Genomic DNA, 11365 nt, shown 5'->3' on the forward strand with positions numbered 1-11365 from the left:
AGAGATTCCAGAGACATGAGCCCTCGCTTTGATTTCTCGGCGTCGGCCGTCGCCGCGCTGGCCGAGTCCGACGTCGCCCGCGCCCTGCAGGAAGACGTCGCCGACGGCGACCTGACCGCCTCGCTGGTCGACGCCTCCCGCACCGCCCATGCCCGCGTGCTCGCGCGCGAAACCGCCGTGGTGTGCGGCGCGCCCTGGGTCGAGGCCACCGTGCGGCGGCTCGATCCACAGGCGCGCATCACCTGGCTGTGCGGCGAAGGCCAGCGCTGCGCCGCCGACCAGCCCGTGCTCGAAATCGAAGGCGGCGCCCGCGCGCTGCTGACGGCCGAGCGCACCGCGCTCAACTTCCTGCAGCTGCTGAGCGCGGTCGCCACCAAGACCGCGCGGTACGCCGATGCCGTGAAGGGCACCCGTGCCCGCATCGTCGACACCCGCAAGACCCTGCCGGGCCTGCGCCTGGCGCAGAAGTACGCGGTGCGCACGGGCGGCGGGTTGAACCACCGCATCGGCCTGTACGACGCGGTGCTCATCAAGGAAAACCACATCGCCGCGGCCGGTGGCGTGGCCGCCGCCCTGCGCGCGGTGGCGCCCGTGGCCGCGCAGGCCGCCTTTGTCGAGGTCGAGGTCGAGACCCTGGCCCAGCTGCAGGAAGCGCTGGACGCCGGCGCCCGCATGGTGCTGCTCGACAACATGGACCTGCCCACGCTGCGCGAGGCCGTGCGCCTGAACGACGCCGTGGGCGACGACCGCAAGGCCGTGCTCGAGATTTCGGGAGGCGTCACGCTCGACGGCCTGCGCGCCCTGGCCGAGACCGGTGTCGACCGGATCTCGATCGGCGCGTTGACCAAGGATGTGAAGGCCATCGACTACTCGATGCGCTTCCTGACCCACTGAACCGCCATGACGACCGCTTCCGTCATCGATGTCGACTACGAACAGCCCGCGCAAGGCGCGGTCTGCGACACGCGCCACGCCTGGGCCCGCGTGCCCCCCGAGCCTTCGCCCGACGAGCGCATTGCGCTGAAGGACCGCATCCGCCGCCTGCTGCGCGAGCGCAACGCGGTGATGGTGTCGCACTTCTACGTGCACCCCGACCTGCAAGATTTGGCCGAGGAAACCGGCGGCATCGTGAGCGATTCGCTCGAGATGGCGCGCTTCGGCCGCGACCACGCCGCCACCACGCTGGTGGTGTCGGGCGTGCGCTTCATGGGCGAGACCTCGAAGATCCTCTCGCCCGAAAAGCGCGTGCTGATGCCCGACCTGGACGCCAACTGCTCGCTCGACCTGGGCTGCCCGGTCGACGCCTTCAGCGCCTTCTGCGACGAGCATCCCGACCGCACCGTGGTGGTCTACGCCAACACCAGCGCGGCCGTGAAGGCGCGCGCCGACTGGCTCGTCACTTCCAGCTGCGCGCTCGACGTGGTGAACGCATTGCATGCGGCCGGCCAGAAGATCCTCTGGGGCCCCGACCGCCACCTGGGCGACTACATCCGCCGCCAGACCGGCGCCGACATGGTCAGCTGGAACGGCGCCTGCATCGTGCACGACGAATTCAAGGCGCTCGAACTCGAGCTGCTCATGAAGGAACACCCGAAGGCCAAGGTGCTGGTGCATCCCGAATCGCCGTCCGATGTGATCGCACTGGCGCATGCGGTGGGCTCCACCTCGGCGATCCTGAACGCGGCGCAGCGCTTCGACGCGACCGAGTTCATCGTCGCGACCGACACCGGCATGCTGCACAAGCTGCGCACGCTGAACCCCGGCAAGACCTTCATCGAAGCGCCCACGGCGGGCAACGGCGGCACCTGCAAGAGCTGCGCGCACTGCCCGTGGATGGCGATGAACGGGCTGGTCGAACTGGCGAATGCGCTGGAAACCGGCGCGGGTGAGATCCACGTCGATCCGGCACTGGGCGTGCGCGCGCGCGTGCCGATCGACCGCATGCTGGCGTTCACCGCCGGGCTGAAGAACGGCCAGGCGCCGGGCAGCCTGGTCGCCGGCATCGGCGCCGCCTGACCGGCGGCTAGAACTCCACCGTACAGCTGTCGCCCAGCGCTTCGCGCCACACGCGCACGCGCGCCAGCGACGGCCGCAGGTCGGGCAGCGCGTCGGCGATGAACACGCACAGGTTTTCCAGCGTCGGCGGATGCAGCCCCGGCACGTCGTCCAGCAGGTGATGGTCGAGCTGTTCGCGCACGTCCTCGAGCCGGCGGCGCAGGAGGCCCAGGTCGATCACCATGCCCGTCACCGGGTCGCGCTCGCCCGCCAGCCACACCTCCGCGTGGTACGTGTGGCCGTGAATGCGGCGGCTGCCTTCGACCTCGATCTCGCGTTTGAGCGTGTGGGCGGCGTCGAAGAAGAAGCGTTGGCTGATGGTGAAGCGCATCGTCGGAAAAAAGAAACTCGGAAATAAAGGGGGCCGCGCGTCAGCGGATGCCCGTGATCTTGTGGGTCTGCACGCTCAGGCGCCACACCGGCTGCTTCATGCATTCGGCGATGCACAGCTCGGTGTTGGCGAGCCGGTCGGGCCCGTCCATCGGCTGCAGGAAGCGGTGCGTGAATTCGCCCGTGCGTGCCATCGCATCGAGGTCGATGCCGGCCTGCGGCCACACCAGCTTCAGCTCCTGGCCGCGCTGCTGCACCCACGGCGCGCCGGCCTTGGGGCTGATGCACAGCCAGTCGATGCCGGCGGGCGCGGCGACCGTGCCGTTGCTCTCGACCGCGATGCGGAAGTGCCGCGCGTGCAGCGCGTCGACCAGCGCCGCATCGACCTGCAGCAGCGGCTCGCCGCCCGTGAGCACGACCAGCCGGTGCGTGGTGTCGCCGGCGGGCCATTGCGCGGCGATGGTGTCGGCGAGTTGGTCGGCGCTCTTGAACTTGCCGCCCAGCGTGCCGTCGGTGCCGACGAAATCGGTGTCGCAGAAACGGCAGACGGCCGTGTCGCGGTCTTCCTCGCGGCCGGTCCAGAGGTTGCAGCCGGCGAAGCGGCAGAACACGGCCGGCATGCCGGCCTGGCCGCCTTCGCCCTGCAAGGTATAGAAGATTTCCTTGACGCTGTAGGTCATGCGGCGAGCGGGGTGTCGATTTCGAGGTTGTCGATGAGCCGCGTGCTGCCCAGCCGCGCGGCGGCCAGGGCCACGAGTGCATCGCCGGGTTGCGGCGCCTGCAGGTCGGCGCGGCGGCGCAGCACGAGGTAGTCGGGCTGCCAGCCGCGCTGCGCGAGCGACTGCATGGCGCGCGCCTCGAGGGCGGCCACGTCGCGCTCGCCGGTGCGCACGGCTTCGGCCATGGTCCGCAGCGCCTTCGACAGCTGCACGGCCTCGGCGCGTTCGGTGGCGCTCAGGTAGCCGTTGCGCGACGAGAGCGCCAGGCCGTCGTCGGCGCGGAAGGTCTCGCCGCCGACGATCTCGATCGGCAGCGCGAACTGCCGCACCATGTGGCGGATCATCATGAGCTGCTGGTAGTCCTTCTTGCCGAACACGGCCACGCGCGGCTGCACGCACTGGAACAGCTTCATCACCACCGTGCACACGCCGATGAAGAAGCCGGGGCGAAAGTGCCCTTCGAGCAGGTCGGCCAGCGCCGGGTCGGGGTGCACCTTGCAGGTCTGGGGCTCGGGGTAGAGCGCCTTCTCGTCGGGCGCGAACAGCACGTCGCAGCCGGCGGCGCGCAGCTTCTCGCAGTCGCTGTCCCAGGTGCGCGGGTAGGTGTCGAAGTCTTCGTGCGGCAGGAACTGCAGGCGGTTCACGAAGATGCTCGCCACGGTGGCGTCGCCCAGCGGCTTGGCCTGGCGCACGAGCGCGAGGTGGCCCTCGTGCAGGTTGCCCATGGTGGGCACGAAGGCGGGGCGCTGGCTGGAAGACAGGTGCTGGCGCAGTTCGTCGATGGTCTTGGCGATGTACATGGTCGGTGTCCTTCTGTGCTTACCAGGCGTGGAGCCGGTCGTCGGGGAAGCTGCCGTTCTTCACGGCCTGCACGTAGGCCTGCAGCGCGGGCAGCACGCCCGGCGCGTCGGCCATGAAGTTGCGCACGAACTTCGGCATCTTCCCGAGGTTGATGCCCAGCATGTCGTGCAGCACGAGCACCTGGCCCGCGGTGCCCTTGCCGGCGCCGATGCCGATGGTGGCGCAGTGCTTCAGCTCCGTGGTGAGCTCGGCGGCCAGCGCGGCCGGCACCATCTCGAGCACCAGCATGGCCGCGCCCGCGTCCTGCAGCGCATGGGCCTGCTGCTTGAGCAGTGCGCCGGCGGTGTCGCCCTTGCCCTGCACGCGGTAGCCGCCGAGCGCATGCACGGTCTGCGGCGTCAGGCCCAGGTGGGCGCACACGGGAATGCCGCGCTCGACCAGGAAGCGCACCGTTTCGGTGGTCCAGCCGCCGCCTTCGAGCTTGACCATGTGCGCGCCGGCCTGCATCAACACGGTGGCGCTGGCCAGGGCCTGCTCGCGCGATTCCTGGTAACTGCCGAAGGGCAGGTCGGCGATGAGCCAGGTCGTGCCCTGCACGCGGCGCAGGCCGCGCGAGACGCTGTCGGTGTGATAGCGCATGGCCTCCAGGCTCACGCCCACGGTGCTGCTCAGTCCCTGGCAGACCATGCCCAGCGAGTCGCCGACCAGCAGGCAGTCGATGCCGGCCGCATCGGCCATGGCCGCGAAGGTGGCGTCGTAGGCAGTGAGCATGGCGATCTTCTCGCCGCGCGCATGCATGTCCGCCAGCCGCGGCAGGCTCACGGGCTTGCGCTGCGCCAGGGGCGAGGCGGGCGGCAGCGTGCCGTAGGGCGTGGCGGCCGGGGCTTCGGACGAAGAGGTGGGTGGGGTAGGGGTGTTCGACATGGTTGGCTTTCTCCCTGCGGGCGTCGGTGGCCGGGCATCCTGAGGGTGATCGAAAGGTGACGAAGGGTGGGCTCAGTCGACCGGCGGCACCAGCACGGTGGGTGCGGTGGGCTCGGCCAGCGAAGGGTAATCGCGACTGAAATGCAGGCCACGGCTCTCGTGGCGGGCCTGCGCGGAACGCACGATCAGCTCGGCCACCTGCACCAGGTTGCGCAGTTCGAGCAGGTCGCGCGTGACGTGGAAGTTCGCGTAGAACTCCTGTATCTCGGCCTGCAGCAGCGCGATGCGGTGGCTCGCACGCTCCAGGCGCTTGTTGGTGCGCACGATGCCGACGTAGTCCCACATGAAGCGGCGCAGCTCGTCCCAGTTGTGGGAGATGACCACGGCTTCGTCGGCGTCGGTGACGCGGCTTTCGTCCCAGGCGGGCAGCGCGGCGCGTTCGCGCGACGGCGCCTGCGCAATGGCGTCGGCCGCGGCGCGTGCGAACACCATGCACTCGACCAGCGAGTTGCTGGCCAGCCGGTTCGCGCCGTGCAGGCCGGTGCAGGCGGTTTCGCCGATGGCGTACAGGCCCGGGATGTCGGTGCGCCCGGCCAGGTCGCTGAGCACGCCGCCGCAGGTGTAGTGCGCGGCGGGCACCACGGGAATCGGCTCGCGCGTGATGTCGATGCCCAGCTCCAGACAGCGCGCCAGGATGTTGGGGAAGTGTTCCTTCAGGAACGCGGGCGGCTGGTGCGAGATGTCGAGGTACACGCAGTCCAGGCCGTGCTTCTTCATCTCGAAGTCGATGGCGCGGGCCACCACGTCGCGCGGCGCGAGTTCGGCGCGTTCGTCGTGCTTCGGCATGAAGCGCGTGCCGTCGGGCAACTTGAGCAGCCCGCCTTCGCCGCGCACCGCCTCGCTGATCAGGAACGACTTGGCGTGCGGGTGGTACAGGCAGGTCGGGTGGAACTGGATGAACTCCAGGTTCGACACCCGGCAGCCCGCGCGCCAGGCGGCGGCAATGCCGTCGCCGGTGGCGGTGTCAGGGTTGGTGGTGTACAGGTACACCTTGCCTGCGCCGCCCGTGGCCAGGATGGTGTGCGGCGCGCGGAAGGCCAGCACCTCGTCGGTCTCGTCGTCCAGCGCGTACAGGCCCTGGCACGACGGATCGGCCAGCCCGAGCTTGGTGCCGGTGACCAGGTCGACCAGCGTGTGGTGCTCGAACAGCGTGATGTTGGGCGTGCGGCGCACGCGCTCGATCAGCACCTGCTGCACGGCCGCGCCGGTGGCGTCGGTCACGTGCACGATGCGGCGCTGGCTGTGGCCGCCTTCGCGCGTCAGGTGCAGGTCGCCGCCTTCTTCCGAAAAGGGCACGCCCAGCTCGCGCAGCCAGCCGATGGCCTGCGGCGCGCCCTCGACCACGAAACGCGTGGCCTCGGGGTCGCACAGGCCGGCGCCGGCCACGAGCGTGTCTTCCACGTGGGCGTCGAAGCTGTCGCCCGCCGCCAGCACGGCCGCGATGCCGCCCTGCGCCCAGGCGCTGGAGCCGTCGTTCAGCGCGCGTTTGGTGAGCACGGCCACGCGGTGCGTCGGGGCCAGGTGCAGCGCGGCCGAGAGGCCTGCGAGGCCGCTGCCGACAATGAGGACGTCGAAGTCGCGAACGGCGGAAGTCACAGGCGTGGGAACCGGTTGGGTCAGGCCGGCGAGTAGGCCAGCCGGACGTAAATAGGGGCGAAGGCCTCAGCCTGCGTGATGTCGATCAGCGTCTCCTTCGCGAGCTCGAGCATCGCGATGAAGGTGACGATCAGCACCGGCACGCCGCGCGAGACGTCGAAGAGCTTCTCGAACTCGACGAAACGCTGGCCCTGCAGGTGGCGCAGCACGATGCTCATGTGCTCGCGCACGTTGAGTTCCTCGCGCGAGATCTTGTGGTGCTGCACGAGCTTGGCGCGCTTCATGATGTCGGCCCAGGCGTCGCGCAGTTCGACCACGTCGACGTCGGGAAAGCGCGGCTTGATCGACTGCTCGATGTAGACCTGGGCCTTCCAGAAGTCGCGCCCGTAGGTCGGCAGCGCGCTGATGGCGGCGGCCTGCAGCTTGGTCTGCTCGTATTCCATGAGCCGGCGAACCAACTCGGCGCGCGGGTCTTCGGCCTCTTCGCCGTCGGCCACCTTCTTGGGCGGCAGCAGCATGCGCGACTTGATCTCGATCAGCATCGCGGCCATCAGCAGGTATTCGGCCGCGAGTTCGAGGTTGGTCTGGCGAATTTCGTCGACGTAGCTCAGGTACTGCCGCGTCAGGCCCGCCATCGGGATGTCGAGGATGTTGAAGTTCTGCTTGCGGATCAGGTACAGCAACAGGTCCAGCGGGCCCTCGAAGGCCTCCAGGAAAACCTGCAGCGCCTCGGGCGGGATGTACAGGTCCTTCGGCATCGCGAACAGCGGCTCGCCGTAGAGCCGGGCCAGGGCGACCTGGTCGACGACCTCGGGCATGCTGGCCACGATCGTGCCGTTGTCCTCGTCTGCGCTCATGAGGAGGTTGCTATCAACTTAATAGCTGTGCGCGCAGGCTGGGCGGCGGGATGCCGGGTGGGCACCATTCACTTGGGTTGGGTCTGGTAGACGTACGGCTGCATCGGCACGCGCGCTTCGCTGTACTCCTCGAGCAGGCTGCGATCGAGGTGCTTGTCCCACAGCAGGGCGCGGCCGGCGCGCTGTTCGGCCTCGAGCGTCGGCTTCTTTTGCTTCATCTCCTCGATGAAGTTCGTGATCTCGGAGGTGTAGTGGGGGCGGCGGAAGATGGACATAGACTGGACCTTTATCGCTCGAATTTTACCGGGGACGGCATGCAACGATTTCAGAAGGGCCGGATCGGCCTCGTGGCAGGACTGCTGGCGGCGCTGATCGGGCTCGCGGGCTGCGATCCGCAGCGCATCAGCGAGCTCGAAGAGGGCGTCTCGACCGAGGCCGACGTGCGCGCGCGTTTCGGCGAACCCGAGAACGTCTGGGACGTGCCCAACGGCCGCGTGCTGGAGTTCAACCGTCAGCCGCAGGGCCAGAAGAACTACATGATCACCATCGGCGCCGACGGCAAGATGAGCGCGCTGCGCCAGGTGCTCACGCCCGAGAACTTCGCCAAGGTGCAGCCCGGCATGATGATGGAAGACCTGCGCAAGCTGCTGGGCAAGCCGGCCAAGGTCACGCCCTATGCGCTCAAGCGCGAGACCGAATGGGAATGGCGCTGGGTGCAGCCACCGAATTCGTCGATGGTCTTCACCGCCACGCTGAACGACGACCAGCGCGTGGTGCGCAGCGGGTCGTCGCCCGACCGGGGCACCGAAGCGCCGTAACAGCTACGCGCCGTGCGACGCGCCGGGCTGGCCCGTCGTCAATTCCTCGGCAAAGCCTGAACGCTCCAGCACCTCGAGCGGCTGCGGCTGCAGCGACTCGATGCGCAGCAGCCCGTCGCGCGCCAGCACCGCCCGGTGCAACTGCCGCAGCGCATCGACGCCGGTGGCGTCGATGTAGATCAGGTGCGTGGCGTCGAGCACCAGCGTCATGCCGCGCGGCGCGCGCTCGGCGGCGTTCACCGCTTCGTCGAGCTTGGCCGCCGCGCCGAAGAACATGGCGCCGTACAGCCGGTAGGTGAGCACCGGCGGCTGCAGCGTCACCAGCTCGACGCTGAACAGCCCGCTCATGCGCCGGATGAAGAGCGCGCACGCCAGCACGATGCCCACCTGCACCGCCACCGTGAGGTCGAACACCACCGTGAGGAAGAAGGTGCCGAGCATCAGCAGGCGGTAGTGGCGGCTGAAGTGGCGCAGCTGGCCGGGCGTGAACTCGCGCCATTCGCCCATGTTCAGCCCGACGAACACCAGGATGCCCGCCAGCACCGCGAGCGGCACGTGGCGCGCCAGCGGCGCCGCCAGCAGCACGACGACCAGCAGCGTGACCGCATGCACGATGCCCGCGATGGGCGAGCTGCCGCCGGAGCGGATGTTGGTCACGGTGCGCGCGATGGTGCCCGTGGCCGGCATGCCGCCGAAGAAGGGCGTGACCAGGTTGGCGATGCCCTGCGCCATCAGCTCCTGGTTCGGGTCGTGGCGCGGCTGGCCGCTCACCTGGTCGGCCACGCGCGCGCACAGCAGCGACTCGATGGCGCCGAGCAGCGCGATGGTCAGCGTCGGCGTCACCAGCTGCTTGACGGTCTCCCATGAGAAATCGGGCAGCGCGAAGGCCGGCACGCCCTCGGGAATGCCGCCGAAGCGCGTGCCGATGGTCTCCACCGGCAGCGCGAAGCCCCACGACACCAGCGTGAGCGACACCAGCGCGACGATCGGCCCCGGGATGCGCCCGACGATCTGCACCGGGCGCGTCTGCACCCAGCGCCCGCCCACGCGCTGCACCGCGCGCGCCAGCGCCGAGTCGCCGCGAAACAGCCGCGACCACGCCAGCAGGCCGAGCACGCAGGCCAGCCCGAGCGCGAAGGCGTGCGGGTTGAAGGTGTCCAGCCGCAGCGCCATCGCGTGCAGCTGCGAGAACACGTCGGCCGGCATGCGCTCCACCGTGAGGCCCAGCAGGTCTTTCAGCTGCGACAGCAGGATCAGCACCGCGATGCCGTTGGTGAAGCCCACCACGATCGACAGCGGCACGAAGCGCACCAGCCGCCCGAGCCCGAACAGCCCCGCCATGAACAGCAGCACGCCCGCGCAGGCGGTGGCGATCAGCAGGTTGGCCACGCCGTAGCGCTCGACGATGCCGTAGACGATCACGATGAACGCGCCCGCCGGGCCGCCGATCTGCACGGCCGAGCCGCCCAGCAGCGAGATCAGGAAGCCCGCGATGATCGCCGTCCAGATGCCGGCCTCGGGCTTGAGCCCCGAGGCGATGGCAAAGGCCATGGCCAGCGGCAGCGCCACGATGCCCACCGTGGCGCCCGCGCCCAGGTCCCCCAGGAACCGCCCCCGGTCGTAGCCGGCCATCGTGTCCAGCAGGCGGGGGCGAAAGCGGGTGAGGTTCAGCGGCGACGACATGTGCGGTCATTGTGGCCCGGCCGTCGCGGCGGCCCGGCGATTTCCCGGCGGTGAGTACTTTCAGTCAGCTTATCGGCGACGAGGCTGGCAGATACATTTTTGACGTTTTGAAACAAACGTCAATGAGGTCGCCCATGCACATCCTGCTCGTCGCGAGCGCGTTCAACAGCCTCACGCAGCGCGTGCTGGCCGAGCTTCAGGACCGGGGCCACACCGCAGGCATCGTGCTGGCGCTCGGCGATGACGAGGCGCTGCGTGAAGCCGTGCGCCAGCACGCGCCCGCGCTCGTCATCGCGCCGATGCTGACCACGGCGATCCCCGAGGACGTCTGGCGCGCCCACACCTGCCTCATCGTGCACCCGGGCCCGCCCGGCGACCGCGGCCCGTCCTCGCTCGACCGGACGCTGCAGGGCGGCGTCGACAGCTGGGGCGTCACCGTGCTCGAGGCCGTGGCCGAGATGGACGCGGGCGACGTCTGGGCCTGGTCGCCGCTGAAGGTGCCGCCGCAGGCCGGCAAGAGCGACCTGTACCGCGGCGAGGTGGCCGATGCCGCCGTCGACGCCGTGCTGCTGGCCGTCGAGCGCTTCGCCTCGGGCACCTACAAGCCGAAGCGGCAGAAGGCGGCCGACCTCGCCGCCGGCTGGCGGCCCTTCATGAAGCAGGCCGAGCGCCGCATCGACTGGGCCACGCAGACCACCGAATCGGTGCTGCGGCAGCTGCGCGCGGCCGATTCGCAGCCCGGCGTGCTCGACGAGCTGCTGGGTGCGCCGTGGTACCTGCACGGTGGCCATGCCGAGGACGAGTTGCGCGGCACGCCCGGCGAACTGATCGCCACCCGCGCCGGCGCCGTCTGCCGCGCCACCGTCGACGGCGCGGTCTGGCTCACCCAGCTGCGGCCCTGGCGCGAGCCGGGCTCCGGCCTGCCGAGCTACAAGCTGCCAGCCGTCGAGGCGCTGGGCGCGCGGCTGCCCGCCGGCCTGCCCGAGGTGGCCGCGCCGCTCGAGTTGCCCGCTGGCCGCCGCACCTGGACCGACATCCGCTACCGCGAGCATGGGCCGGTCGGCGTGCTGAACTTCTCGTTCGCGGGCGGGGCCATGAGCACCGCGCAATGCCGGCGTCTGCTGGCTGCCTACCGCTTCGCCTGCACCCGGCCGACGTCGGTGCTGGTGCTGGGCGGGCTGCGCGACTTCTTCTCCAACGGCATCCACCTGAACGTGATCGAGGCGGCGGCCGATCCGGCCGAGGAGTCATGGGCCAACATCCATGCGATGAACGACCTGGTCGAGGCCGTGCTCACCACCACCGACCGCCTCACCGTGGCCGCGCTGGGTGGCAATGCCGCGGCCGGCGGCGTGATGCTCGCGCTCGCGGCCGACGAGGTGTGGTGCCGCGACGGCGTGGTGCTCAACCCGCACTACAAGTTGATGGGCCTGCACGGCTCTGAATACTGGACCTACAGCCTGCCGCGCCGCGTGGGCGCCGACGAGGCCGCGCGGCTCACGCAGTCGGCGCTGCCCGTGAG

Annotated in this window: 12 protein-coding genes; 4 read left to right on the forward strand and 8 right to left on the reverse strand. The window is 69.8% G+C overall.

All coding sequences use genetic code 11. The features are described 5' to 3' along the window. The first annotated feature begins 15 nt into the window (after positions 1–15). Entirely contained in the window at positions 16–894 is an 879-nt protein-coding gene (nadC, locus tag VBO01S_RS17675) for a carboxylating nicotinate-nucleotide diphosphorylase (RefSeq protein ID WP_062477093.1), read from the forward strand. A gap of 6 nt (positions 895–900) precedes the next feature. Next, a complete protein-coding gene (gene nadA / locus VBO01S_RS17680; RefSeq protein WP_062477098.1) occupies positions 901–2016 on the forward strand; it encodes a quinolinate synthase NadA in 1116 nt (371 codons plus the stop codon). Positions 2017–2023: 7 nt separating this feature from the next. On the opposite strand, the gene VBO01S_RS17685 is transcribed toward nadA, so the two are convergent. The 7 genes from VBO01S_RS17685 to VBO01S_RS17715 all read right to left on the reverse strand — a co-directional run bounded on the left by VBO01S_RS17685 (position 2024) and on the right by VBO01S_RS17715 (position 7617). Next, positions 2024–2386 (reverse strand): 6-carboxytetrahydropterin synthase, encoded by a 363-nt coding sequence (locus tag VBO01S_RS17685; protein ID WP_062477101.1) that lies wholly within the window; start codon positions 2384–2386, stop codon positions 2024–2026. A gap of 40 nt (positions 2387–2426) precedes the next feature. Then, positions 2427–3065, reverse strand: a complete 639-nt coding sequence (gene queE, locus VBO01S_RS17690) for a 7-carboxy-7-deazaguanine synthase (protein ID WP_062477103.1) — start codon at positions 3063–3065, stop codon at positions 2427–2429. Continuing rightward, positions 3062–3904 (reverse strand): pantoate--beta-alanine ligase, encoded by an 843-nt coding sequence (gene panC, locus VBO01S_RS17695; protein ID WP_062477106.1) that lies wholly within the window; start codon positions 3902–3904, stop codon positions 3062–3064. The genes queE and panC overlap by 4 nt, the downstream gene beginning before the upstream one ends. Before the next feature lie 19 nt (positions 3905–3923). Continuing rightward, complete coding sequence (gene panB / locus VBO01S_RS17700) at positions 3924–4829, reverse strand: 3-methyl-2-oxobutanoate hydroxymethyltransferase (protein ID WP_062477109.1); 906 nt, start codon at positions 4827–4829, stop codon at positions 3924–3926. Between the two features lie 72 nt (positions 4830–4901). Continuing rightward, positions 4902–6485, reverse strand: a complete 1584-nt coding sequence (gene nadB / locus VBO01S_RS17705) for an L-aspartate oxidase (RefSeq protein WP_062477111.1) — start codon at positions 6483–6485, stop codon at positions 4902–4904. Positions 6486–6505: 20 nt separating this feature from the next. Next, positions 6506–7342, reverse strand: a complete 837-nt coding sequence (locus VBO01S_RS17710; RefSeq protein ID WP_056578351.1) for a segregation and condensation protein A — start codon at positions 7340–7342, stop codon at positions 6506–6508. A 68-nt stretch (positions 7343–7410) separates the two neighbouring features. Next, positions 7411–7617 carry a DUF3460 family protein gene (locus tag VBO01S_RS17715; protein ID WP_062477114.1) on the reverse strand — a complete coding sequence of 69 codons (207 nt, stop codon included), beginning with the start codon at positions 7615–7617 and terminating at the stop codon, positions 7411–7413. A gap of 39 nt (positions 7618–7656) precedes the next feature. Between VBO01S_RS17715 and VBO01S_RS17720 the strand changes: the two genes are divergently transcribed. Continuing rightward, positions 7657–8160: a hypothetical protein gene (locus VBO01S_RS17720; protein ID WP_062477116.1), complete on the forward strand. Its 504-nt coding sequence runs from the start codon at positions 7657–7659 to the stop codon at positions 8158–8160. A gap of 3 nt (positions 8161–8163) precedes the next feature. Here VBO01S_RS17720 and VBO01S_RS17725 read toward each other — a convergent pair whose 3' ends face one another. Then, entirely contained in the window at positions 8164–9843 is a 1680-nt protein-coding gene (locus VBO01S_RS17725; protein WP_062477119.1) for a SulP family inorganic anion transporter, read from the reverse strand. Positions 9844–9977: 134 nt separating this feature from the next. Between VBO01S_RS17725 and VBO01S_RS17730 the strand changes: the two genes are divergently transcribed. Continuing rightward, on the forward strand, positions 9978–11365 hold a 1388-nt coding region (locus tag VBO01S_RS17730), incomplete at its 3' end, for a hydrogenase maturation protein (protein ID WP_062477120.1).

This window comes from Variovorax boronicumulans NBRC 103145 (genome assembly GCF_001591345.1).
In the GTDB taxonomy this organism is placed as follows: Bacteria; Pseudomonadota; Gammaproteobacteria; order Burkholderiales; family Burkholderiaceae_C; genus Variovorax; species Variovorax boronicumulans.